Here is a 23458-nt window from a genome sequence, read left to right on the forward strand (position 1 = left end):
GGGGAGGAGGCTCGTGGACAGTTCCTTCAAGGGCATTCTGTACCCGGCACGGCTTCCCACTTTCAACCGTTTGGCGGCACCGGAGTCTGTTGCGGAGCTGGTCCAATGGTTCTGGATTCCTGAATGGGACATCGAGCCAGGCCGCATGTCCCGTCAACACCTGATCGCCTACCCCGCGTCCAATCTCGTTGTGCAGTTGGATGACGTGGTCTTCTCGGGTCCCACAACCCGGGCCGCTTACCGCGACTTAAATGGCCGCGGCTGGGCAGTTGGAGCGCTGATGCGGCCGGCCGCTGTTCCGGTGTTCACCGACGATCCGGGCAGCTTGCGCGATGCCGAGGTGGTGTTGCCGTTTGAGGACCTTCACCGTTCTGTCGTACGGGCCATGAACGCTCCCGACGGCGGTGCCCGCCGCGGGCTGGCAGTGGACGCCTTTGCGTCGTGGCTGGGTGCCCTGAACGACTTCCCTTCCGAAGAGGCCTTACTGGCGAACCGGATGATGGACATTATTGGGGCCGACCCGGACGTGACACGGATTGAGGACGTGGCGGCCCGGCTCGCTGTCTCGGGGCGGACGCTCCAGCGAATTGCCAGGAAATACATCGGACTCAGCCCGTCGGCGCTCATACGTCGACGTCGACTGCAGGATGCCGCGGAGAGGGCACGTCTGGACCCTTCCGCTGATCTTGCGGGCATCGCGGCCGAACTTGGCTATGCCGATCACGCACATTTGACGAACGACTTCCAGAAGTACTGGGGTTCACCCCGAGCACCTATCGGCGTGTGGTTGGCGGTTAGTCGTCGGCCGATCCCGGCTCGCTCAAATGCCGGTTGAACTCCGCCCCCGCGGCGTCCGGCATGACGTTGCTGCCGAGCCCCATGATGCGGGACTTCAAGGAGCCGCCCAGCACGTTTCCCTCACCTTTCATCATCGCTTTGAAGCCTTGCACGGCTACCTGCGCCGGATCGTCCTTCTCCTCGGCTCCTACCTTCGTGTCCAACAGCTCTGCCCGCTCAAAGAACGGTGTCTCAGTCGGCCCCGGCAGCAGGGTGGTGACCGTGACCCCTGTGTCCCGCAATTCGTTCCTCAGTGCCTGCCCAAAGGACTGCACGAAGGCTTTTGACGCGCCATAGACTGCCTGGAACGGAGCCGGCCCCCGCGCAATGACTGAGGAGGTGAACAATATTCTTCCTTGACCACGTTGCACCATGTCCACCGCGATCCATTTGGCGAGGGCGACCGTTGAGGTCACGTTCAGATCGATAATCCTGATTTCCTGCTCGAGGTCCGTTTCCACAAACGGCCCTCCTACGCCGATGCCGGCGTTGAGGGCAGCGGCGTCAAGCGATCTTCCCAGCGCTGCGACTGCGGTCCGCAGCTGCTCCACGCCCTGCCTGCTGGCGAGGTCGATCTGTTCCGCCGTCACGGCGCCGCCGAGATTTGCCAGGCGTTGGGCCGCCTCATGGATCCCGTCATTTTCGGCGACGATGATCGTGTCGAACCCATTGTTGAGGAACTGCCGCGCAAGCTCGTAGCCGATGCCGGTGGATGCACCTGTGACAAGTGCCAATTGCCTCTCTGTGGGGCTCATCGGTCATCCCTTTCGATTCGCTATGGGGCTTCCAGCGCGAAGCGCGCCCGGAGAAAGACTGTAACTGACAGGTTACTTAGTATTTTCGCATCCGGCGCGAATAGGACAAAGCTGCTGGCTACACCGAAGCGGGCACCGGTGGTTCCGTAACCTCTTTGGTGGGTTCCGGCGTCGTGGTTTCCCCGCGGAAGGCGGCCAGCATCGCCTCGCGATCGAATTGCCCCTCCCATTTGGACACCACAAACGTGGCAACGCAGTTGCCGAGCAGGTTGACCACGACGCGCATTGAGTCCATCAGCCTGTCGGCTCCGAGGAGCAATGCAACGCCCGCAACGGGGAAGATTCCCAAAGCGCCGGCGGTAGCGGAAAGGGCCAGGAAGGCCGAACCCGGAACGCCTGCCATCCCTTTGGAGGTCAACATCAGGATCCCGAGGGCGGCCAGCTGCTGGCCCAAATCGAGGTTATGCCCGAAGGGCCTGGGCAAGGAACAGCAGCGAGATCGAAAGGTAGAGGGCGGCGCCGTCGAGGTTGAAAGAGTAGCCCGTGGGAACCACCAAGCCCGTGGTTGCGCGGGAGCAGCCTGCGTTGGTCAGCTTGGTCATGATCCGCGGCAGCACTGATTCTGTGGATGCCGTGCCCAGCGCCAGCATGAACTCTTCGCGGGAGTACTTGATGAACTGCCACAGTGGAACGCGTGGATAAACCCACGCCACGATGAACAGCAATCCGATGAAGACCAGTGCCGAACCGTAGCACGCAGCCACCAGCAAGGCGTATGTGCTCAAAGAGCTGAGCCCGTACTGGCCGATGATGAATGCCATGGCCCCGAAGGCGCCTACAGGGGCAACCCGCATCACCCAGGACATGATCTTGAAGAAGAGTTCGAGGGTAGTCTCCATGAGGTCGATGACGGGCTTGCACTTCTCCCGTCCCACCACCACGATGGCCGCCCCGAAGAAGACCGCGAAACACAGGACCTGCAGCAACGTGTTGGATGCGAAGGCTCCAACCACGCTGCTGGGAATGATGCCCAGCAGGAACTGTCCTGCATCCTTTGGTGGCGCCGTGGTGGTCTTGGCGTTGACGGCTTCCGCTGACAGGGAGGTGGGATCGATGTTCAGGCCGGCTCCCGGCTGTACGATGTTGGCCACGAGCAGCCCGAACGCAAGGGCGAACAGTGTGGCGGCGGTGAAGTAGATGAGGGCTTTGACGCCCACCCGGCCAACGGACTTCACGTCGCCCACGGCCGAGATGCCGGTGACGATGACCAGGAATATCAGTGGCGCAATGATCATCTTGATGAGTTGGATAAAGCCATCGCCAAGGGGGCGAAGCGCGGACCCGGTGCCCGGCCAGAAGTAGCCAATGGCGACCCCCAGCACCACGGCCACCAGGATCTGGAAAAACAGGGATCTATAGAGTGGCTTCTTGGCCGCTGGGCTCACAGCCATAGCGGGTACGGGAGTCTTCATGGGGGCGCCTATCTGTGCGGGGCCATGCAGGGTCACGGCCGGGGATCACACATGACGCTATGAGGGGCGTGTTTCGGAAATGCTAATTTCAAAGCCTCTTTGTGTTTAATATCGGAATCAAGATTTCACGATACGAAAATGCCTACTGCAGTTGAAGGGGTTGGCAGCCTTCCGCGAGCACCTCCGGCGGCTTTGGAGCCGGCTTATGGAGCGCATCAAGAAACAACCTGTAGGAGACCACCCCCGCACTTGCGGACCCGCTGAAGCAGCAGCATCGGTAAACGTGCGTCATCCAAGGACCGGGCAGGAGGGCTCGAAGCCACGAGTCGCACTCGTTCAACGAGAGCGGGGCTTGGATTCCACTGTCCCTGCGATGGGCAGCAATGGACACAGTGACACATGTTCCTGCTGGCGCCGGGCCCGTGGCGAACCATCCCCATTCCACGGTCTCGACGACGATCGTCACATTGACGGTCTCGTCCTCAAATGATGGGGTGGGGCCCGTTCGATAGTGGCGTCGGCCCGCGGTGGTGTGAGCCGCGTTGCAAGGACCCACTGAGTGCCTCGCGAAGTTCGTTCAGTTCCGTGCCATGTTTGTGGCGGATCCTCGCGCTGAGGTCCGCGACCAGGTTTCCTTCTGCTGCGGCAGGCGCCGGGGCGCCGACGGTGCGGGTGGGTGCCGTGACAGAAAACGTGTCACGAATGGGCTGCTCAGACCGGTGCACGACACCCCCAGGACTTTGACCATCAGGCAGGTTAGACGAGGATACCCGTCCAAAAATCAAATCGCTAGAGGAACCGTTCGATTATCCCTGCCTTAGCCCCGCCCCATCGAGCACCAGATTGGCGGTGATGAACCTACCGCACTGCTCGCCAAACGGGTAGTCGGCCTTGGGCGTGAACGTCAGCGTCCGAACAGGCAATGCGGTCCCGGATGGGGACGTGCCGGACACGGTTGCCTCGATGGGGGATTCCGTCAGGTTGGGCAGGAAGAGGTTGCCGTGCAGGGTGCCGTCCGGGGAGGACGTTGCCGAGCATACGCCCTCGGGTGCGCAGCCCTGATCTACGGAAATGCTTCCGGGAAACAGCTCCAGGTCCGCTTCTGTGCAGGCGCCGTCTTGGCACGCCTTCATGCGAATGGACTTAACCTCGTGCACGTAGCTGGCCTGAATGGTCAGGGACACCACCGGCGCCATCGCGATGGCTGGGCACGGGGGTGGCGATTCCGGATAGCAACCCGGAATCAGCGAGGTCATCGCCGCGAGGGTCCAAGCCAATCCGATCTTGCCCATGATTCAGCGTAAGCCGGGCCCGGGTTCCTGCACCCGGATCCCAGGCAAAAGGCACCCGCATCGTTACGGCTCACACTGGCCCGTTGCCGAACCGACACCGCGCGTGATTGCCGCTTACGCTGGGAGCCGCAATCCGCCGTCGTGCATTTCCGCCAGGCCGTCGAGCAGCAGCCCGTCGAGTGCCCGTTCCAGCTGCTCGGGGGCTGAGTTGAGCCGGTGCAGTGCTGCCAGCGGAATCCCGACGCCGGAGGGCACGAACCCGAGGTCGGCGGGAGCCTGTTCAAACATTTCGCGCGGAACCGGGGCAGCAGCTTCGCGGAGGACGGCCATCACGGCGCCGCGGACTTGCCGGTCCGTGCCGTGCCAGGACTGGCCCTTGGGCGTGTACGACGGCGGTGGCTCACCTGCCGCGAGCCAGGCGCAGCTTGAGCGCACAGGACACTCGACGCACTTGGGGGTGCGCGCCGTGCACACCATCGCACCCAGTTCCATGACGGAGGCGTTCCACCGCACGGACAGGTGCCGGTCTTCGGGCAGCAAGGCGTCGGCAAGGCGCATCTCGGCTGCGGTGAGCGTCGGAGCGGGCAGGGCGAGACCGGAGATGAGGCGCGCATGGACGCGGCGGATGTTGGTGTCCACCACTGTTTCGCGGCGCCCGAAAGCAAAGGCGGCGACGGCGGCAGCTGTGTAACTGCCGACGCCCGGCAGGCTCAAGAGCTCGGGATAGGTGTCCGGGACGTCGCCTCCGTGCTCGTCCCGGATTGCGACGGCGGCCGCGTGCAGTCGCAGCGCCCGGCGCGGATAGCCCAGACGCCCCCAATGGCGCACGGCTTCCCCTGAAGGCTCGTCGGCAAGGTGGGCGGGAGTGGGCCAGCGTTCCATCCATTCCCGCCAGACCGGCAGCACGCGCACCACCGGCGTCTGCTGGAGCATGACTTCGCTGACCAGGATCCCCCAGGCGCTGCAGTCGGGCTCGCGCCACGGAAGGTCCCTTGCGGTCTCGCCGAACCACTGGTCCAGGGCGCGATGGAGGCCATCGAGGTGGTGGGCACCGGGGTCCGTACCGTGGTTCGTACTGTGGTCCGTACCGGGAAGTGCCATGCGTCAGATCTCCCGGACTGTTGAAGTTTAGGCTTGCGCGGAAGCGCTGGAATTCTGCCCCCTACTGTAGTGGAAACCGGAACGGCAATGCTCGTGCGGTGCACGTCACACAGGGCGGGTTTGGCGTCCGGCGGCGTGGTGGTGGTGGCCTGCGGAGTGGGCCCGCCTAGCCTAGAAACATGGCCAATCAGGGTAAGAACCAGTCGTCCGCGCGCACATCAGCGCCGGCGAAGGGTGCTGCCCGCAGTTCAGGTGGAACGGGCCGCCCTGGCACCCCGACGCCCAGGCGACGTCCAAGCCCGGCCGTCTACCGCCGTCGTCGGCAGTTTGTTTTCGGTGCTTTGCTGCTGGTGATCGCCCTCGTAGTGGCTGGCGTCGTGGCAATCACCGGCGCGCTCGCAAGTAAGTCCGAGCCGCAAGCTGTCAGCACACCGGAAGCGTCCCAGGTTCCCACTCAAGGGAATGCGCCCACAGCGGGCACTGCTTCCCCGTCCGCAAAGCCCACGCCTGTGTGCGACCTGAACCTGGTGACCGTCGCTGCGGCTACTGACAAGCCGGCCTACTCGGCTGAGGAGAAGCCGCTGCTCACCATGACCATCACCAATGGCGGGACGGCGCCTTGCGAGGTCAACGTTGGCACGTCGCAGATGGAGTACGTGGTGATGAGTGGCTCGGACAGGATCTTTTCCTCCAAGGATTGCCAGGCCGGAAGTGAAGACCTGGTCAAGACCATCCAGCCAGGCAAGAGCGAGACCGCCAATTTCCCCTGGCAACGCAACCGGACGCTGGAGGGCTGCGCTGCGATCGACGCCAAGCCCGGCGCGGGCGGCGCCTACTACACGTTCGAGGCCCGGCTGGGGAACAAGTCCAGCACCAAGGCAGTGTTTCAGCTGAACTAGCGGCCGGAGGAGAGTGGACGGAAAGCGTCCGACGGCGGCAATCGGCTTCTAGAGGAAACGGTCCAGCAAGCTTGCTTCGGCCATGCGGCTCAAACCCTCGCGGACCGTGCGTGCGCGTTGGTCGCCGATGCCGTCAACAGTCATGAGGTCATCGATGGTGGCTGCCATGAGGTTCTGCAAGCCGCCGAAGTAGTCCACCAGGCGATCGGCGACGGCCTTCGGCACGGACTTGAGGCCGGACAGTAGGCGGTAGCCGCGGGGCTGGACCACAGCGTCCAGCTGCTCAACGCCGCCCGCGAAGCCGATGATTCCGGCGATCCTGCTAAGGTCAATCAGCTCAGTGGGGCCGAGGTTGAGGAGCGCCTGGACGGCTTCTTCAATATCCTCGGGAGTGGCGTCGGGGTCTGCGTAGTCGCGGATGATGACATCGCTGCCCGGGCCGCGGCCCATGGTGAGCTCCTCCACCTGGAGGGACAGCAGGCGGCCGTCTTCGCCAAGTTCCAGAACGTACTGAGCGATTTCCTCGGAGATACGCCGGACCATTTCCTGGCGTTGCAGGGTGACGGCCACATCCCTGACCGTGACCAGCGCCTCGATTTCGAGGGCCGAGAGAGAACTGGTGACTTGGTCCAGCCTGGCGCTGTAACGCTCCAACGTTGCCAGGGCCTGGTTGGCCCGCGCGAGGACCTTCTCCGAGCCCTCCAGGACGTGCCGCAGGCCGTTCACGTACAGCGCGATGATCTGCATCGACTGGCTGACGGAAATAACGGGAACGCCGGTCTGGATGGCGACGCGCTCGGCTGTGCGGTGCCGGGTCCCGGATTCCTGGGTCTCGATGCTCGAGTCCGGAACGAGCTGCACAGCGGCACGGACGATGTTGCTGGCGTCCTTGTCGCAGATGATGGCGCCGTCCATCTTGGCGAGCTCACGCAGGCGCGTGGGCGAGAACTCGATGCCGATATCGAATCCGCCGGAACAGATGGAGTCGATGGTGCGGTCCGAGCCCAACACGATCAAGGCGCCGGTGCGTCCCCGAAGGATGCGCTCCAAGCCGTCCCGTAAGGGAGTTCCGGGTGCGACTCTGGCCAGAGTCGCCTTGAGCGACTCTTCCGGGCTCCGGGCCATAGGGTTTCCCTTCGAAGGTGCAAGCCATGGCTCACAGACAAGCTGAATCCGGCATCTGCGGGCGCTTCGAAAAATGCCCTGATGACGACTAGCACCATGATATGGCTTCCGGGCACCGTTAACCGCACCAGCAAGCCCCAAAGTGGGTCATTTCGTTATGTGCGGGGATGGCTCGAAGGTGCGTTTTCTTGCCTCACCGGCAAGGGCTGTTTGGGCCTATTGCGCGGTTGACGTGCTTCGATATAACAAATTGGTGTAGATATTCTAGTAATCCACCTGCCGCTTCAGCTTGTTCCCGAGCCACAGCATCGCCAGGCTCACCAGGAGGAATCCGACGGAGATCGCTGCGGCAAAAACCACCACCCCGCCCCAGCCACCTGCCCGGGCGGGATCGATGAACCAGTACGGGTACCAGTTGACGAACGCTCCACGGATGAGGCTATAGACCAGGTAGCCCACCGGGTAGAGCAGCCAGTACCAGATATGGCGGATAGTCAAGGTTGCCCGCGGTGGTTGGAACAGCCAGTCCACCACCATCACCACAGGGATCAGGTAGTGGACCACAAAGTTGACCCACGGAAGAAGGGAGCCAAGGTCCTCGCCGGCAAGCAAAGCGCCGAATACCAGTCCAACTACGGCCATGGCGATGGTCGCCGTGCCGCGGGTGGCGTCATCGATCTCACTGGGTCGTTTCCGGACCAGGACCCTGTATCCGCTGATGAGCAGCACCACGGCCGCGAAGATATTGGACAAGTTGGTGAAGTAGCTGAAGAAGTTCCAGACGTCGTACCCCATGCCTAAATGAACCGTCAGCTGCGTTCCCACTGCCACCAGGGTCAAAAGGCCAAAGAAAAAGCGTCCCCCAATAAGCACAGTTCTTTTGGTCATGGCCCAATCCTTGCCGAAACCGCAGCTCAGCGGGCTCCCGACACCCCGGCGGAATTACGTGATCAGCAGTTCCAGCGCTTCGGCCAGGTGGCCAACTTCCCGCACCGAGAAGCCGTCCGGGATGACGCCGGCGCCTGCCGGGCTGGCTGGAACGATCGCGTGCGTGAACCCTAGCCGGTGGGCTTCCTGGATGCGCTGGTTTATCCCGGGAACGGGACGTACTTCGCCAGCCAGGCCCCACTTCGCCGAACGCAATGAGCCGTTGGGGTAGTGCCTTGCGGGATTTGGCCGATGCGACGGCCAACGCAACTGCCAAGTCTGTGGCCGGCTCCGTGAGTTTCACTCCGCCCACGGTTGCCACATACGAATCGTCCTTATGGAGCATGCAGCCGGCACGCTGCTGAAGCACTGCGAGCAACATGGCAACCCTGGAGCTTTCCAGCCCGCTGGTGGCACGCCGGGGCTGCGAATTGGCGCTCTCGGCGAGGAGCGACTGGACCTCAGCGAGCAAGGGCCTGCGACCCTCCATGGTCACTGTGATGCAGGTTCCGGAGACGGGCTCCCGGGTCCGCGAAACGAACAACCCGCTGGGATCGGCCAACCCCTCGATGCCGGCCTCGTTAAGATCAAAGCAACCGACGTCGTCCGTGGCGCCATAGCGGTTTTTTACGGCCCGCAACAGCCGCAGGCGGGAGTGGCGCTCGCCTTCGAACTGGCATACGACATCCACAAGGTGTTCCAGCAAACGCGGCCCTGCGATGGTGCCTTCCTTGGTCACATGGCCAACCAGCAGCGTTGTCATGTTGCGTCGCTTGGCCGCAGAGATGATGGACGCCGCAACCTCGCGTACCTGCGAGACACCACCGGCGCTTCCTTCGACGTCGGCGCTGCTGAGCGTCTGCACAGAGTCCACGATCAGCAGCTTGGGCTCAAGCTTCTCCACTTGGCCCAATGCCTGCCCAAGGTCGGTCTCGGCGGACAGATACAACGTGTGCGCGACGGCGTCGATCCGCTCCGCCCGGAGCTTCACCTGTGCTGCGGATTCCTCGCCCGTAATGTAGAGGACATCCTGCCCGGTGCGGGCAAATTTCGCGGCGACGTCCAGCAGCAGTGTGGACTTCCCGACGCCGGGTTCCCCAGCCAGCAGGATGACGGCACCGGGAACGAGCCCTCCTCCAAGGACGCGGTCCAACTCGTCCACACCCGTGGGCAGGAATGCCGCCGTTGTCCCATCCACCTCAGCGATCCGGCGGGCCGGCTCCAAAACTGTTGCGGCCGCCGTCGTACGCGCAACAGTGGCGCCGTACTCCTCAACCGTTCCCCAAGCCTGGCACTCACCGCACCTGCCCACCCACTTGATGGCCGTCCAGCCGCATTCGGCGCATTTGTAGGCGGGTGTCTTGGATGCGCGGGAGGTCTTGGAAGCCATGGGTTCAAGGTTAGTCGCGGGGGCTGACAGTATTAGCCGCGAGATGGCATTTGATGCCAATGTTCGGCCGGCGGATTGTCATTAAATGCCGTCTCGGCGGGAGCGGCCTACAGAGCCGGCAGCACGTCCCGGGCCTCGTCGGGTTCCAAACCGCTCGCCTCCAAAAGGTCCACCATGAGCGGCCGGAACAGCATCACCACAGTTTCGCCCTCAAGCTTCTGAACGTCGAGCATTTTGGGGTGCAGGCGCGAGGCGATATCTGTTAGCTCGTTGCGTGCGTGACGTATATGGACGCGTCGGGTTCCCTCGCTCTGCTCCGCCAGGCCGATGGTCAGTTCATCGATTGCGGCGGCAGTTTCCTGCAGCACCTCGGAAATGCTTTCAATTGCTTCGTCGGACAGCGCAGCATGGTTGATTGCGCTGGTGAGCCTGCGGGCAAAAACGCGGCTGTTACGTAGCGCGAGGTCGATGTATTCCAGCGAGTGCTCCAGGCTGGCTAGCTCGTCGCGGTGCCTCCGGTGCGCCGGGGCGAGCGTTGCAACTTCGCCGGACGCCCGCAGGGTCTGCCGCATCCGATCCACCAGTGGCTGGCAATTACGGCCGCGAATCAGCGCGTGCCAGGCGATGGTGGAGTCACTTTCGACCATGGCCTTGGCGCACTCGCGCAGCACTTCGGCGAGTTCGTGCAGGATCTTCTGGACATCCTTTCGCGGCTCCCGGCGCGGGTCCTTCGGCACCAAAATGGTCACCAGCAGAGCGAACACCCCACCCACCACCGCATCCAGGCTTCGCGTGAACGGCCCGCCGGCCGGCGCAGGCAGCAGTACCACCAGCAGCGACTGGAGCCCCAGCTGGGTGGTGAAAATAGTCCCGCTGTCCAGGAACCTGGCCAGCAGGATAGAGAAAAGAAGCACGACGGCGGCCTGCAGGATCCCAGCGCCCAGCCAGTGGAGCAGCAGGTCACCCACCACGATGCCGAGCGTGCAGCCCAGACCGACCTCAATAACACGGCGCAAGCGCGGATCACGGGAGAAGCCGAGCGCAATCAGCGAAGAAGTGGCCGCGAACAAGGGCCCTTGGTGACCCAGGACGTATTCCGCAAAAGCATAGGCCCCCACGGCGCACACCGTCATTTGAATAGCCGGCGTCAGTGAGTTCCGGCTGCGGACCAATCCCGTCCGGACTCTGGCACGCAGGAACCTCTTGCTTGCAGAAAATCCCTTCGCGGCAGCCATGTCCTCCAGTCTATTTGCCGAACGGCCGCCAAAGACGGCAACCCAGCTCACACTCAAGGTGGCACGCGCCACATAACCCAATGGTCCGCCGTCGTTCACTTTGCGTTCACCTTCCACGTCAGATCCCGTTACCTGCGCTGCTTACCTTCAGTAAAGGCACAAAAGGTCCATAGCTCACGCACGCCGAAATCTCCGTTCGGCCCGCATCAGAGAATCCCTGGAAGGGGTACATCCAAGTGAAGGCAACTCGCTTCGGCCGCAACGCGGCAATCGCGGTCATCGCAGCTGGCGCTCTCGCGCTCACCGCTTGCGGTTCAGACAACGCAACGGGCACCGCCGCTGGCACGCCGTCGGCAGCATCGGGCACCAAGGTCACCGGCACCCTCACCGGCATCGGCGCATCCTCCACCGGCGCTGCCATGGACGCCTGGAAGGCCGGCTTTGCCAGTGCAAACCAGGGCGCGACCGTGCAGTACTCCCCGGACGGTTCCGGCGCAGGCCGCAAGGCCATCATCGACGGCTCGGCACAGTTCGCCGGCTCGGACGCTTACCTGAAGGACGAAGAGCTCGAGAGCTCCAAAGCCAAGTGCGGCCCTGAAGGCGCCATCAACATCCCGGTGTACATCTCGCCGATCGCCGTCGCTTTCAACGTTCCGGGCGTCACGGACCTGAAGCTCGACGCCGCGACGGTCGCCAAGATTTTCCGCGGCGAAATCGCCAACTGGAATGACCCCGCAATCGCGGCCCTGAACGCCGGCGTTACCCTGCCGGACCTCAAGGTCACCCCGGTGAACCGCTCTGACGATTCCGGAACCACCACCAACTTCACCGACTACCTCGCAGCTGCTGCTCCCGAGGTCTGGACGGACAAGGCCGCAGGCATCTGGCCGGCAAGCCTGAAGGGCGAGAACGCCAAGGGCACCTCCGGCGTCGTCAAGACCGTCACCGACACCCCGGGCGCCGTGACCTACGCCGATGACTCCGCTGTCTCCGGCAAGCTGGGCACCGCATCCATCAAGGTCGGCGAGGAATTCGTCAAGATCTCCGCTGACGCTGCTTCCAAGGCTGTCGAGGCCGGCAAGCCTGTTGACGGCCGCGCCGCCAACGACGTTGCCATCAAGCTGGACCGCAAGACCACTGTCTCCGGCGCCTACCCGGTAGTGCTCGTTTCCTACCACGTCGTATGCACCACGTACGAGACCAAGGCAGTCGCTGACCTGGTCAAGGCCTTCGAAAGCTACGTAGTTTCAGACGAAGGACAGAAGACCGCCGCTGACGCTGCCAAGTCCGCACCGCTCTCCAAGACGCTGCAGGACAAGGCCAAGGCCGCCATCGAAACCATCAAGGCCAAGGCCTAGGATTTCCGGCGGGTTTGCCTGAACCCGGCTAAACACTGAAGTTCCCTGTCCTGCGCGGAGTGGCTGAAAGGCCGTTCCCGCGGGATAGGGAACTTAGCCATGTAAGACCAGTTCACTGAGACTGAAGGATCGTGAAGTGACCACCAACTCCCTGACAACCTCCCAAGGCGCAGGACGCGCCGGGGACAAGGTTTTCTCCGGGGCCGCCATGGCCGCAGGGTGCCTGATTCTCGCGGTTCTCTTCGGAGTCGCCCTGTTCCTCGTGGTGCAGGCAATCCCTGCGCTCGTCGCACCGCCTGCGGACATCCAGGGCGGCCACGGCTTCGTCGCCTACATCGCCCCGATCGTGGTGGGCACGCTCATCGCCGCCGTGATCGCGCTCGTCATCGCGACCCCCGTGGCAATCGGGGTGGCCCTGTTCATCTCGCACTACGCCCCGCGCCGGCTGGCTTCGGGGCTCGGCTACGTTGTGGACCTGCTGGCCGCCATCCCCTCCGTCGTCTACGGTGCGTGGGGCGCGGCTTTCCTGGCCAAGGAAATTTCCCCGGCCTACGACTGGCTCGCCAACAACCTCGGCTGGATCCCGATCTTCCAGGGACCGGCATCCGCCACCGGCAAGACCATCCTCACCGCCGGCATCGTCCTGTCCGTCATGGTCCTTCCCATCATCACCTCCCTGTCCCGCGAAATCTTCCTGCAGACCCCCAAGCTGCACGAAGAAGCTGCGCTCGCATTGGGAGCCACCCGCTGGGAAATGATCCGCATGGCCGTACTTCCGTTTGGTCGTCCGGGAATCGTGAGCGCCATCATGCTGGGTCTGGGCCGTGCCCTTGGCGAGACAATGGCGGTTGCGCTGGTGCTGTCCTCGGGAGTCTTGACTGCAAGCCTCATCCAGTCCGGCAACCAGACCATCGCCGCCGAAATTGCGCTGAACTTCCCGGAAGCCAGCGGGCTCAAGGTCAATACGTTGATCGCCGCAGGCCTGGTGCTGTTCGTCATCACCCTTGGCGTGAACATGATTGCCCGCTGGATCATCACCAAGCACAAAGAATTCTCGGGAGCCAACTAAATGACCGCCACCGTAGTCCGCAAGCGCTCGGCGCTCACCAAGGGCCAACTGCCCAAGTTCGCTCCTTACATTGTCCTGGCCGTCGCCCTGATCGTGGGCGCAGCCATCCTGGCCCTTATCGGGTTCAACGCCTTCGGCTGGGGCCTTGTCTCCGCCGTCCTGTTCACCCTCGGCCTGGTGGCATGGAGCGGCGCCGTCGAAGGCGCCCGCAAGGCCAAGGACAAGCTGGCCACGTGCTTGATTGTCGGGGCTTTCCTGATTGCCCTCCTGCCGTTGATCTCCGTCATCTGGACCGTGTTGGTGAACGGCATTCCCGGTCTGGTAACCCCCGGATTCCTTGGTACGTCCATGAACGGCGTCACCGGTGCCTTCGATAACAAGGCAGCCGAGGAAGGCGGGAAGGTCCTCGGCGGCATCTATCACGCGCTGTTGGGCACCCTCCAGATCACACTCCTGGCCACCGTCATCTCCGTGCCGGTCGGCCTGCTGACCGCCATCTACCTGGTGGAATACGGCAACGACCGTCCCCTGGCCCGAGCCATTACGTTCTTCGTGGATGTCATGACCGGCATTCCCTCCATCGTTGCCGGCCTCTTCGCGGCAGCATTTTTCTTCGCGGTTGTCGGCCCCGGCACCAAGACCGGTGCGGTAGCCGCCGTCGCGCTTTCCGTACTGATGATCCCGGTAGTGGTCCGCTCCAGCGAGGAAATGCTCAAGATCGTCCCGAACGAGCTCCGCGAGGCGTCGTACGCGCTCGGCGTGCGTAAATGGCGCACCATCACCAAGGTGGTTATTCCGACGGCGATCTCCGGCATTGCGTCCGGCGTTACCTTGGCGATCGCCCGGGTAATCGGCGAGACCGCTCCCATCCTGGTCACTGCAGGCTTCGCGACCACTATCAACAACAACGTCTTTGGCGGTTGGATGGCCTCGCTGCCCACGTTCATCTACACCCAGATCCTGAACCCGACGTCGCCGTCCAACCCTGGCCCCTCGGACCAGCGGGCATGGGGCGCCGCTTTGGTGCTGATCATCCTGGTGATGCTCCTGAACCTCGGAGCCCGCCTCATCGCCCGCCTGTTCGCGCCCAAAACGGGACGCTAGGCCGCGACGGTTTTTCGGCCCCAACCAACACTTCCATAAACCCCCAAGGAATAAGGAACACCATGTCCAAGCGCATCGACGTCAAAGACTTGAATGTCTACTACGGCAGCTTCCTGGCTGTCGAGGACGTCAACATCAACATTGAAGCCAAGTCCGTCACGGCCTTCATTGGCCCGTCCGGTTGTGGCAAGTCCACCTTCCTCCGAACGCTGAACCGCATGCACGAGGTCCTTCCCGGTGCTCGCGTCGAGGGTGAGGTCCTGCTCGACGGCGACAACCTTTACGACCCCGGCGTTGACCCGGTGACCGTCCGCACGCAGGTCGGCATGGTTTTCCAGCGCCCCAACCCGTTCCCCACGATGTCGATCCGGGACAATGTCCTGGCCGGCGTGAAGCTGAACAACAAGAAGATCTCCAAGGGCGAAGCCGATGCACTGGTGGAGAAGTCGTTGATTGGAGCCAACCTGTGGAATGAGGTCAAGGACCGCTTGGACAAGCCAGGTTCCGGCCTTTCGGGCGGCCAGCAGCAGCGCCTCTGCATTGCCCGTGCAATTGCTGTTGAGCCCCAGGTGATCCTCATGGACGAGCCTTGCTCGGCTCTGGACCCCATCTCCACGCTGGCGGTCGAGGACCTCATCAATGAGCTCAAGGACCAGTACACCGTGGTGATCGTTACCCACAACATGCAGCAGGCCGCCCGTGTGTCCGACAAGACTGCGTTCTTCAACATCGCCGGCACCGGCAAGCCCGGCAAGCTCATCGAGTTCGCTGACACCACCAGCATCTTCAACAACCCTTCCCAGAAGGCCACGGAAGACTACGTCTCCGGCCGCTTCGGATAAGGGTCTGCAGGTTCCGGCTTTCTTGGGGAGCCGGCAATGAACGACGGCGGCCGTCGCCTTGGGGGTACGGCCGCCGTCACTTTTTTGTACCCAACTACGTCGCAATTGTGCGCGTTTTGACCCCTCAAAACGCGCTTAAGTGCGACTCAGACGGGTCAGAGGTCCGCCAGGGGTGAGAACGCCAACTCAAGGACGAAGGCCATTGCGGCCGTGACGAGCGGCGTGGCAACCCAAAACAGGAGAATCCTGCGCACAAGACGCCTGTTGGTGATGGCGAAGCGCTGGTTGGTGCCTGCTCCCAGTACGGATGCGGTCAGCGTATGGGTTGTGGATAGTGGTAGCTGCAGGCCGATGGCGCCAATGAAGAGCATCATGGAAGTCAGGGTTTGGGCCACAAACCCTCGCAGAGGGTCAACGCGGATCAACTTGTGACCCAGCGTGTGCGAGATCCTCCAGCCACCAAACATGGTGCCCGCTGTGAGCATGATCGCGGTCAGAACGAGGATCCACAGGGGCAATTCGCCCCCACTTGACAGTCCCGCCGCTACCAACGCCAACAGGAGAACGGCAGCGGTACGCTGCCCATCCTGGAGCCCATGGCCAAAAGCCACGGCCGCAGCAGAGACAGCTTGCGCCCGGCGGAAACGCCTGTTGATGACATTCGGCTGCGTATAGCGCGCAGCCCAGGTCACCGGCCAAACGAGCAGATAGGCAGCCACAAAAGCGATCACAGGTGACAGGACCAGTGGCAAAGCGACCTGGGTCAGGAGGACGTTGTCCACTCCGTTGATGGAGTGCCCGCCCACCAGCACGCTCGCAGCGCCCGCGCCGATCAATCCGCCCACGAGTGAGTTGGTGGAAGACAACGGGATGCCGCGCCACCACGCGTATACGCCCCAGATGATGGATGCGGCGAGGGCAGACGTCAGCATTGTTAGCCCGCCAATGCCGTTGGGCAGGATGATCCAGGACTGCGTAAACGCGAGGACGAAGCTGCCGCTGAGCATGGCGCCGATGAAGTTGAAAACAGCTGCCAGGAGGACCGCCACGGATGGCGTGAGGGCTCGTGTCCTCGTGGAAAGTGCTACGGCATTGGAGACATCACGGAAGCCGTTGAGGAAAGCGAATCCTGAAGCCAAACCCACCACGAGGACCAGGAATGCAACGATCACGTCATGATTCCTTGACGATGATGCTGCCTACCTGCGTGGCGATCTTACGCATGTCCTTGGTGACTTCCACCAACTGGTTGGCGATGTCCCTGTGCCGGGCGTACTGCGTGGATTTCATATCCTTCAGCATCTCGGCCACCCATGTGCGGTGGGTTCGCTCTGCACGTTTCGCCAGCCTGAGGATCTCAATCCAGTAGTCTTCGAGTTCGTCGAGGTCCTCAAGCTTTCGCATGGCGTCCACCGTCAGCTCGGCTTGGCGGCTGATGATCTCCAGCTGGTCGGCCGCGCGCTTGGGCAGGCGTTCCAGCTTGTAGAGCGCAACCAACTCGCCCGCGGCGTCGAGCTTCTCCATGGCCTCGTTGAGGTGGCGGGACAGCGTGTACATGTCCTCGCGGGGGAGCGGGTTCACGAAGCTGGTGCGCATGTGCGTCAGGAGCGCAAAGTGCAGGTCCAGGGATTTCGACTCGTGCTCGTGGAGTTCCTCGGTCAAGCGTTCGTGCTCACTGGCCTGGGCGCCGAGGATCTCTGAGAGCGTTCCGGTGGCGGCCACAATGACGCCGGCCATCTGCGCGAGCAGTACGAGCCCGGCAGGTTCCTGGGGGAAAAGGCGCAGCTTCATATCGCTTCCGGGCCGGGGACGGATGGGCTGCGGGCTGCTTGACTTGACGCTTCCCGCTTCGGCCCCAACTTTACCTGTACGACGACGGCCACCGCTAAGTCTGCGGGTGTGGCAGCGGCTCACATTCAGGGGTGGCTAGCCCTGATCCGGGCCTGGGCATAAAAATGGTGCCGAACCGGATACGCCTCTCGGCGGTAGGCCGCTCGGAGCGGCTATAAGTTGAAGCCCGGGGGTTTCGCGGTTCGGCACCAGTTTCAGTGTTCTACGTCGGTGCGGCTAAGTCAACATTGACAGGCAAGGCCCGACGTGGGTAAATTCAGGGGTTTTTGGGCCCTAATCCAGCTCTCCCAAGCGCCATGCATTGGCGGCGTGTTCGAGGTCCTCGGCGGTCTTTACCAGCTGGTGCGAGTTGCGTGTGAGCTTGCTTGCATGGCTTTCATTGCTGTGCTCCGCCCCGTCCGCCAGGGTTGCCTGGCCGAGCGCCACAACCCGGCAGAACGCAGCGGAACGTTCCAGCGCGACGTCGAAATCGCCGTCGAACGCTCCGGACAAAATGGCATCTGCCATGGTCTTCATTTCGTCGGCTCCGGGTGGTTCCGCGGCCCCCGCAACCACGTTGGATACCTGGGCGGTGTCGCGGCCTGCCCTGAAGTACACAGAAATGCGTTCGGGGTTCTGGATGGTGGCGGCGCGGAGGGCGTAGAGCCTCCACAAAGCACCGGGCAGGGAACGGGCGGGGCTTTCGGCCCACATCTCGGCGATGGCTTCGAGGCCCTGCTCGTCGGCCAGCTTCACCAGGCGACGGGTGACTTTGGGGTCGTCGCTGTCACGGCCACGTTTTACGAGCGCCTGGGCGGCCAGGTGGGCAGCCTCGGAGACGCGGGCGGGATCTGCCCCGCCGGCGAACGGTTCGAAATCGATGGGCGCGAAGGGCTTGGGCTTGTGGTGCCTGTTCGCTCCGCCGTACGCACGTGATCCTGGCTGTTCGCTCATGAGTTCACCGTACTCCTGTGCTCTGATGGGGTCGAGTAACGGTTTCTTTGGCTGCTTTCTTGCTGTCCGTGCGCCTTCCCGACCTACTTTGCCGCGGGAGGTGGGCCGACAGGCCGCTGCCGGCGCGCGCCGTCGTCGGCTGTTCGCTCAAGAGAGGTCACGACGCCGCGTTGCAGGGCCCGTTCCTCGACTGGCTTGACGTTGAGGTACAGTATTCATGGCTGTTTCAACAGCTGGAGGGGCCTTTAGCTCAGTTGGTAGAGCATCGGACTTTTAATCCGTGGGTCGTGGGTTCGATCCCCACAGGGCCCACCCTTTCTGCAGGCCGGAGACGTTGAGTCTCCGGCCTGTTTTTGTTCCCGGCGTGGGGTTCCGTGTTGAGCCCACGATGCCGGGCTTCCTAGGCGATTGCCTGTGATCCGTCCTGGAATATCGGATACAGCGAAATAGGTGTGACCGTCGCTTCTGACGGAGCGTCCTGCAAAGTTTCTGGCGCCTTTGTTGCTGGCGTAGCAGCCGGTTGCCCCGCGGCGACAATTTCCAGTGATTCCATATCCAGCAGTCGTCGGCTCCCGGTTTCTGCATCCTGGAGCCAGAACAGATCGGTACCCGCGATTGTCTTGAGCACCGTGCCCCGGTGGTAAAGGCGGCCGTTGTGCCACGCCTCTATGTATTCGCCTGGGCTGAGAGCGTGTGGCTCCTCCTTGCTGCCCGGCAAGGTGCCAAAGGCCTGCGCCAGGCTGGCCTGCGTTTTCAGCGCCTGGAATAGATCCCTGTTTGCAGTGCTCATGTTTGCTCCCCTCAGCCGGCTGTTGCCATCTTTGGCCGGTTGGCCTTGTGGCTCCAGCCTTTCGCATTCATGTTGCAGGGGCGTTGCAGGCGGATGAGCGCTGTGTGACAGCTAGTGGGGATCGGCTTCGTCGCCTGGAGCGTCCATGCCGGAACCCGTCCCTGGAGCCGGGTCGGAGCCAGGCTCGGAACCGTTCGAATCCGAGTTGGGAAGCTCGTCAGCGTACGGTGCGTGGGGACCGGGTTGGTTATTCAGGAGCTCGTTCGCCGCCATTGCCAGGAGGTCCCTTTCCAGTTCCGGAACGGACAGCATTCCCTGCAGGTACGCCTCCACTTCGTACTCACCCACGGACCCGCCGATGCTGAAGTACTGCAGCCACAGGGTGCCCGTGCTGATCCGCGCAGCGGAGAGGGCTTCCAGGAGCCTTCGGCGTTGCTCGGGTTCTTTACGTTCGAAGCCCATATCCGGCGGCCTTAGTTGTGGTCTGCCGGAATCCCGGCTACAAGCTCGGCGCTGACTTCCTGCAGGATTCTGCTTTGGTCGCGGGCGTTCCCTATCAGTTGCTGCAGTGCCCGTTCGTGAGTGATCTTGTGGCGTTCCATCAATATCCCGCAGGCCCGGTTGACCAGATCGCGACTGTGCAGGGCGGGCCTGCAGTCCTTCACTGATGCGCTGGGGTGTCTCGGTGCTTTGAATGTGGGAAAGAAGGGTGGCAGCAGGGGAAGCGAAGAGCTCCATCAGAGTGACTGTGCCTGCATCAAAGACGGCAGGTTCCGGCGCGTAGATCTTAATAGCGCCAATGCTGCGTCCGTTTGCTATCAGGGGTGCGCTGACCACTGACCTGATGGGAAGGGAGCTGACGGCAGTACGCCATTCCGGCCAGCGCGTGTCCGTGCCTAGGTCTTCGATCAGCACGCTTTCTTCCGAGGCCCACGCCGTCAGGCAGGGACCCTGGCCCAGATCATATTGTAGGAAGTCCGCCTGCTCCACGATGTTGTCGGTGAATCCAGTGCTGGTCCTCCGTGCCTGCGAATCCAGGATGGAGACGCCTGCGCCAAGTGTGCCGGGTACGGACTCCTTGATGGCCAGCGACAGGCTTTGAACGGCTTGGTCAACCTTTTCCTCGGTCAACAGGAGGCCAAGAATCCGGCCGATGGCGCCCGAGAGTTCGTCCAGAGGAAGGTGCTTCTTGGTCATGATCTTCTTCCCGGCCGTTCAGGTCGGCTGGCCGACTGAAACAATCTTTGAATCGCTGGACTCCCGTGTTCCAAATCCAGCCTAATGGGTTTTGGACCAGAAAAACCGCATGTAGCCAGGCTGCTTCCTATTCCTCAAAAGGTGCTGAGATCCTCCGATCCCCGGCAATGTGGGCGATGATCCCCTGGGCCACTGCCCGGAGTTTGATGTTGCGGTGGCTGGACGCGCTGACGAGGATTTGGAAGGCCGCGTCCCGGCTGCAGCGGTTCTGCGCCATGATGATTCCGACGGCGGTGTCTATGGTCGTGCGGGATTCGAGAGCGGCGGTGAGGTTCTCGCGCGCGTCCCGCAACTGGGCGATCTTCAAGGCCAGATGGAGGGCTTTGGCCGCAGTTGCAGTAACGCGCTCTGCCGACAATAAGTCCTCGTGGGAGAAGCCATGGGGGCGCTCGGAGTAGAGATTCACCACGGCCCTCCGCCGTGCTGTTCAATTCCATGGGAAAGGCCAGGATGGAGCCCACGTTGGAAGCCGCTGCGGCCCGCATGTACTCAGGCCAGCGATCTTCCTCATAAACGTTCGGGACGTGGCTGATCGTTCGTGTGCGAAGGGCCGATAGGCAAGGGCCATCGCCGAAACTGTTCTGGATCTCGTCCAGTTTGCGTGCCAGGGGATCGCTATCAGCCACGGCCACGGGTTTCTTCTGCCGAATGACGGTGACTCCGCAGGCAATCGTGTTTCCGTTCCTTGTGAGCTTCTGCGCGATCAACTCAGCGAGGTCCTGGAGGAATTCACGGATATCGGCATTTTCCACCAAGAGATCCTGCAGATGTTCAACGAAGTCCGTCAGATCCAGCCTGTCCTCATAATGACCAAGATAACTGGGAGGACTTGCGATGTGGCGCGATGGCTGGGTTTCAGTCATTACCGTTCCTTTGATATTCATCGGCACTATTGCCCGCCGGTTCTATCCGGCCGTCTGATGTGAGCTCCCTGAAAGCAGTATCTACGAGTTCCATCTGGCCTGGGGCAAGAACCAGAAGTCCGTTGAGGTAAGCGTCCAGCGCCAGCTCATCGGCATCCCCGCCAATCCCGAAATAGTAGATCCACAGACTGTTGAGGCTTACTGTTCCGTTTCGGAATCTATCGGCGGCGTGCATGCGCTGGTCATATTCATTGTCGTTTTCCGGTGCCCCCAGGGTTCGGAGTTCATAGAGCCTACCTACCCTCCTTATCCTCGTGACCGGCCCGTTTCAGGATGTCTTCGGCAATTTCGTGCAGCCGCTTATCGCTGTTGCGCGACGCCAACTGTATGAGCCTGACGGCAGCGTCCCGGCTGCAACGGTTCTGCATCATGATGAGGGAAATAGCCGCATCCACTATCGCCCGCGATTCCAACGCGGAACGCAGGTGCACAGGATATGGATCCGGTGTGTGCAGGCGCAGGGCGAGCCGGAGAATCCTGGACAAGGATTCTGCGTGCTTCACAATGGATGCCACGGTCTCTGGATCGAACGTTCCTGCTTCGGTGGAGTAGCAGTTCAGCGCGGCCCTTGAGTCGTCGTCGGTAGGGATCGGAACCGCCAACATGGTCGTGATAGCTTCCTGCGAAACAGCGTCGGCGTAGTGCTGCCAGCGGACGTTGGCCTGAAGGTCCTCAACCAAGACGGTCTGCCGTTGCCGGAGCGCGCTAAGGCATGGGCCGTCGTCGAACTCGTACTGTTTCTCGTCCAGGCGCTGAGCCGCCTCTGTGCTGCTCGCCACCGTGGACGGGCCCGCGTCCCGTTCTACGGTAATGGCACACAGCATGGGGACATCCCCGCCCAACAAGGAAGCCGAAATAGTGGTCAAACCAAGGAGGAATTCCGTGAATCCGGGGCTCTCCAACAGCAGGTCCTGCAACTGTTCCGCTGTGGGTACTGCATCGTTCTGGGCCATTCGGCCTCATTCCAGGCAATGCCAGAGCGATTGACTCCGGCTGGCGGCAGTGCGCTCGAGTTCGCGCACAACCCGGATAGTTAACTCCGGACCATTTGCCACACCCGAAATCTCCTACTACCGACACTACGCCTGGGCCATCCGGCGCAACAGTGCCGCATGGTCTGCAACGATGTATTCCAGCAACCCGGCGAGCGGATGCGGGCCGTAGGACGTTACTGTTCTAAGAATGAATCACGCAGTCCCGGACGGAATCGTCACACCAGCCATCATGATCGACGTCGATATCCTCGACCGGAATATTCAACGCATGGCATCGAGCATGCTGAGCAGGGGACTGAGGCTCCGCCCGCATGTGAAGACACACAAGACCCTGGAGATCGCAGCCAAGCAGCTCGCGGCTGGAGCAGTTGGGCTGACGGTTGCGACGATCGGGGAAGCCGAAGTCTTCGCAGCCGGCGGCGCCACGGATATCTTCATCGCCTACCCGCTGTGGGTTGAGGCGCACCACGCTGAGCGGCTGCGGAAGCTTGCCAGGACGTGCAGCATCGCGGTGGGCACCGATTCAGCGGAAAGCGCGACGGCGATGGGACGCCAGTTGGGCGCCGACGCCAGAAGCATCGATGTTCTGATCGAAGTGGACAGCGGGCATCACCGCAGCGGGGTCCTGCCCGGAGAAGTGGTGGAGGTTGCGCGGGCGGCTTCGGCAAACGGCTTGAACATTGCGGGCGTCTTCACATTCCCCGGACACAGTTACAAACCGGGAATGCCAAGGGATGCAGCGAGTAACGAGAATGAGGCCCTTGGCCGTGCTTCTGCCGCATTGGAGCACGCCGGTTTTGAGGTCCGCACCGTCAGCGGCGGCTCTACCCCGACCGCATTGCTCGACGCCGAAACCCTGGCCACTGAGCTCCGCCCGGGCGTCTATGTTTTCGGAGACGCCCAACAGCTTGAACTCGAACGGTGCACGTGGGATGACATCGCGCTGACTGTCGCTGCGACTGTGGTCAGCCGCCACGAGTCCGACGGCGGGAATGTCCGGCGGGTGGTGGTGGACGCAGGCAGCAAGATCCTGGGCAGCGACCGCCCCGACTGGGCCACCGGATACGGGCGTCTGCCGGAATACCGGGAGGCCAGGATTACGGCGCTCTCCGAACACCACGCCACAGTTGTTTGGCCGGACTCTGAGGAGCTTCCTGTCCTGGGCACGCGGCTCAGGCTGATCCCCAACCACGTTTGCCTGGCCATGAACCTCGTGGACGAGGTCACTGTGGTTCGTGAGGGGGCAGTGGTGGACACATGGAAGGTCGCAGCGCGCGGCAAGAATAACTAGTTGGGGTATGGG

Annotated in this window: 20 protein-coding genes, 1 tRNA gene and 3 pseudogenes; 8 read left to right on the forward strand and 16 right to left on the reverse strand. The window is 62.5% G+C overall.

Annotated elements, in window-relative coordinates:
• Positions 1-13: 13 nt before the first annotated feature.
• A pseudogene (locus LDP01_RS19245) lies at positions 14-798 on the forward strand (helix-turn-helix transcriptional regulator).
• Here the strand turns inward: LDP01_RS19245 and LDP01_RS19250 are convergent.
• The 4 genes and pseudogenes from LDP01_RS19250 to LDP01_RS19265 form a co-directional block, all read right to left on the reverse strand.
• Positions 795-1592, reverse strand: a complete 798-nt coding sequence (locus LDP01_RS19250; RefSeq protein WP_224094642.1) for an SDR family NAD(P)-dependent oxidoreductase — start codon at positions 1590-1592, stop codon at positions 795-797. The pseudogene LDP01_RS19245 and the gene LDP01_RS19250 sit on opposite strands and share 4 nt — an antisense overlap.
• A 118-nt stretch (positions 1593-1710) precedes the next feature.
• A pseudogene (locus tag LDP01_RS19255) lies at positions 1711-3064 on the reverse strand (dicarboxylate/amino acid:cation symporter).
• 806 nt (positions 3065-3870) lie between these two features.
• Complete coding sequence (locus LDP01_RS19260) at positions 3871-4356, reverse strand: hypothetical protein (protein WP_224094645.1); 486 nt, start codon at positions 4354-4356, stop codon at positions 3871-3873.
• A 114-nt stretch (positions 4357-4470) separates the two neighbouring features.
• Positions 4471-5457, reverse strand: coding sequence for an iron-sulfur binding domain-containing protein (locus LDP01_RS19265; RefSeq protein WP_527249105.1), 987 nt, complete (start codon positions 5455-5457; stop codon positions 4471-4473).
• A gap of 179 nt (positions 5458-5636) precedes the next feature.
• Here LDP01_RS19265 and LDP01_RS19270 point away from each other — a divergent pair, with 179 nt between their 5' ends.
• Positions 5637-6356, forward strand: coding sequence for a hypothetical protein (locus LDP01_RS19270; protein WP_224094647.1), 720 nt, complete (start codon positions 5637-5639; stop codon positions 6354-6356).
• Between the two features lie 48 nt (positions 6357-6404).
• Here the strand turns inward: LDP01_RS19270 and disA are convergent, their stop codons facing one another.
• From disA to LDP01_RS19290, 4 genes and pseudogenes are all read right to left on the reverse strand, one after another.
• A complete protein-coding gene (gene disA / locus LDP01_RS19275) occupies positions 6405-7481 on the reverse strand; it encodes a DNA integrity scanning diadenylate cyclase DisA (protein WP_216922711.1) in 1077 nt (358 codons plus the stop codon).
• Positions 7482-7745: 264 nt separating this feature from the next.
• A complete protein-coding gene (locus LDP01_RS19280) occupies positions 7746-8213 on the reverse strand; it encodes a Pr6Pr family membrane protein (protein ID WP_263433805.1) in 468 nt (155 codons plus the stop codon).
• A gap of 210 nt (positions 8214-8423) precedes the next feature.
• Positions 8424-9798, reverse strand: a pseudogene (gene radA / locus LDP01_RS19285) (DNA repair protein RadA).
• Positions 9799-9905: 107 nt separating this feature from the next.
• Positions 9906-11033: an FUSC family protein gene (locus tag LDP01_RS19290; RefSeq protein ID WP_224095090.1), complete on the reverse strand. Its 1128-nt coding sequence runs from the start codon at positions 11031-11033 to the stop codon at positions 9906-9908.
• 236 nt (positions 11034-11269) lie between these two features.
• Between LDP01_RS19290 and pstS the strand changes: the two genes are divergently transcribed.
• The 4 genes from pstS to pstB all read left to right on the forward strand — a co-directional run bounded on the left by pstS (position 11270) and on the right by pstB (position 15406).
• Complete coding sequence (gene pstS / locus LDP01_RS19295) at positions 11270-12391, forward strand: phosphate ABC transporter substrate-binding protein PstS (RefSeq protein ID WP_224094649.1); 1122 nt, start codon at positions 11270-11272, stop codon at positions 12389-12391.
• Between the two features lie 136 nt (positions 12392-12527).
• Positions 12528-13460: a phosphate ABC transporter permease subunit PstC gene (gene pstC, locus LDP01_RS19300; protein WP_224094651.1), complete on the forward strand. Its 933-nt coding sequence runs from the start codon at positions 12528-12530 to the stop codon at positions 13458-13460.
• The gene (pstA, locus tag LDP01_RS19305; RefSeq protein WP_224094653.1) at positions 13461-14564 is read left to right on the forward strand and encodes a phosphate ABC transporter permease PstA; all 1104 of its coding nucleotides are present in this window, start codon (positions 13461-13463) and stop codon (positions 14562-14564) included.
• 62 nt (positions 14565-14626) lie between these two features.
• Positions 14627-15406, forward strand: a complete 780-nt coding sequence (gene pstB / locus LDP01_RS19310) for a phosphate ABC transporter ATP-binding protein PstB (protein WP_224094655.1) — start codon at positions 14627-14629, stop codon at positions 15404-15406.
• 155 nt (positions 15407-15561) lie between these two features.
• Here pstB and LDP01_RS19315 read toward each other — a convergent pair whose 3' ends face one another.
• From LDP01_RS19315 to LDP01_RS19325, 3 genes are all read right to left on the reverse strand, one after another.
• The gene (locus LDP01_RS19315) at positions 15562-16578 is read right to left on the reverse strand and encodes an inorganic phosphate transporter (protein ID WP_224094657.1); all 1017 of its coding nucleotides are present in this window, start codon (positions 16576-16578) and stop codon (positions 15562-15564) included.
• A gap of 1 nt (position 16579) precedes the next feature.
• A complete protein-coding gene (locus LDP01_RS19320; protein ID WP_224094658.1) occupies positions 16580-17197 on the reverse strand; it encodes a DUF47 domain-containing protein in 618 nt (205 codons plus the stop codon).
• A gap of 333 nt (positions 17198-17530) precedes the next feature.
• The gene (locus tag LDP01_RS19325) at positions 17531-18190 is read right to left on the reverse strand and encodes a hypothetical protein (protein ID WP_216922681.1); all 660 of its coding nucleotides are present in this window, start codon (positions 18188-18190) and stop codon (positions 17531-17533) included.
• Positions 18191-18429: 239 nt separating this feature from the next.
• On the opposite strand from LDP01_RS19325, the gene LDP01_RS19330 reads away from it, so the two are divergent.
• Positions 18430-18502: transfer RNA gene (locus LDP01_RS19330), tRNA-Lys, on the forward strand.
• 88 nt (positions 18503-18590) lie between these two features.
• Here the strand turns inward: LDP01_RS19330 and LDP01_RS19335 are convergent.
• From LDP01_RS19335 to LDP01_RS19360, 5 genes are all read right to left on the reverse strand, one after another.
• Positions 18591-18980 (reverse strand): hypothetical protein, encoded by a 390-nt coding sequence (locus LDP01_RS19335; RefSeq protein WP_224094660.1) that lies wholly within the window; start codon positions 18978-18980, stop codon positions 18591-18593.
• 111 nt (positions 18981-19091) lie between these two features.
• The gene (locus LDP01_RS24010) at positions 19092-20177 is read right to left on the reverse strand and encodes a GAF domain-containing protein (RefSeq protein ID WP_527249106.1); all 1086 of its coding nucleotides are present in this window, start codon (positions 20175-20177) and stop codon (positions 19092-19094) included.
• A 127-nt stretch (positions 20178-20304) separates the two neighbouring features.
• The gene (locus tag LDP01_RS19350; RefSeq protein WP_224094662.1) at positions 20305-20646 is read right to left on the reverse strand and encodes an ANTAR domain-containing response regulator; all 342 of its coding nucleotides are present in this window, start codon (positions 20644-20646) and stop codon (positions 20305-20307) included.
• Between the two features lie 446 nt (positions 20647-21092).
• A complete protein-coding gene (locus LDP01_RS19355) occupies positions 21093-21335 on the reverse strand; it encodes a hypothetical protein (RefSeq protein WP_224094663.1) in 243 nt (80 codons plus the stop codon).
• 58 nt (positions 21336-21393) lie between these two features.
• Positions 21394-22113 (reverse strand): GAF and ANTAR domain-containing protein, encoded by a 720-nt coding sequence (locus tag LDP01_RS19360; RefSeq protein ID WP_224094664.1) that lies wholly within the window; start codon positions 22111-22113, stop codon positions 21394-21396.
• 229 nt (positions 22114-22342) lie between these two features.
• Here LDP01_RS19360 and LDP01_RS19365 point away from each other — a divergent pair, with 229 nt between their 5' ends.
• Positions 22343-23446, forward strand: coding sequence for a D-TA family PLP-dependent enzyme (locus LDP01_RS19365; RefSeq protein ID WP_224094665.1), 1104 nt, complete (start codon positions 22343-22345; stop codon positions 23444-23446).
• Positions 23447-23458: the final 12 nt, after the last annotated feature.

The sequence above is a fragment of the Arthrobacter sp. StoSoilB13 genome (assembly GCF_019977255.1).
Lineage (GTDB): Bacteria > Actinomycetota > Actinomycetes > Actinomycetales > Micrococcaceae > Arthrobacter.

Excerpts from the sequence above, each read along its gene's own strand:
- LDP01_RS19325 (WP_216922681.1), bottom strand. The coding sequence starts at position 18,190 with ATGAGCGAACAGCCAGGATCACGTGCGTACGGCGGAGCGAACAGGCAC.
- LDP01_RS19335 (WP_224094660.1), bottom strand. The coding sequence starts at position 18,980 with ATGAGCACTGCAAACAGGGATCTATTCCAGGCGCTGAAAACGCAGGCC.
- LDP01_RS19360 (WP_224094664.1), bottom strand. The coding sequence starts at position 22,113 with ATGGCCCAGAACGATGCAGTACCCACAGCGGAACAGTTGCAGGACCTG.
- LDP01_RS19265 (WP_527249105.1), bottom strand. The coding sequence starts at position 5,457 with ATGGCACTTCCCGGTACGGACCACAGTACGAACCACGGTACGGACCCC.
- disA (WP_216922711.1), bottom strand. The coding sequence starts at position 7,481 with ATGGCCCGGAGCCCGGAAGAGTCGCTCAAGGCGACTCTGGCCAGAGTC.
- LDP01_RS19270 (WP_224094647.1), top strand. The coding sequence starts at position 5,637 with ATGGCCAATCAGGGTAAGAACCAGTCGTCCGCGCGCACATCAGCGCCG.
- pstB (WP_224094655.1), top strand. The coding sequence starts at position 14,627 with ATGTCCAAGCGCATCGACGTCAAAGACTTGAATGTCTACTACGGCAGC.
- LDP01_RS19365 (WP_224094665.1), top strand. The coding sequence starts at position 22,343 with ATGAATCACGCAGTCCCGGACGGAATCGTCACACCAGCCATCATGATC.
- LDP01_RS19355 (WP_224094663.1), bottom strand. The coding sequence starts at position 21,335 with ATGCACGCCGCCGATAGATTCCGAAACGGAACAGTAAGCCTCAACAGT.
- LDP01_RS19250 (WP_224094642.1), bottom strand. The coding sequence starts at position 1,592 with ATGAGCCCCACAGAGAGGCAATTGGCACTTGTCACAGGTGCATCCACC.
- LDP01_RS19260 (WP_224094645.1), bottom strand. The coding sequence starts at position 4,356 with ATGGGCAAGATCGGATTGGCTTGGACCCTCGCGGCGATGACCTCGCTG.
- pstA (WP_224094653.1), top strand. The coding sequence starts at position 13,461 with ATGACCGCCACCGTAGTCCGCAAGCGCTCGGCGCTCACCAAGGGCCAA.
- LDP01_RS19320 (WP_224094658.1), bottom strand. The coding sequence starts at position 17,197 with ATGAAGCTGCGCCTTTTCCCCCAGGAACCTGCCGGGCTCGTACTGCTC.
- LDP01_RS24010 (WP_527249106.1), bottom strand. The coding sequence starts at position 20,177 with ATGACCAAGAAGCACCTTCCTCTGGACGAACTCTCGGGCGCCATCGGC.
- LDP01_RS19290 (WP_224095090.1), bottom strand. The coding sequence starts at position 11,033 with ATGGCTGCCGCGAAGGGATTTTCTGCAAGCAAGAGGTTCCTGCGTGCC.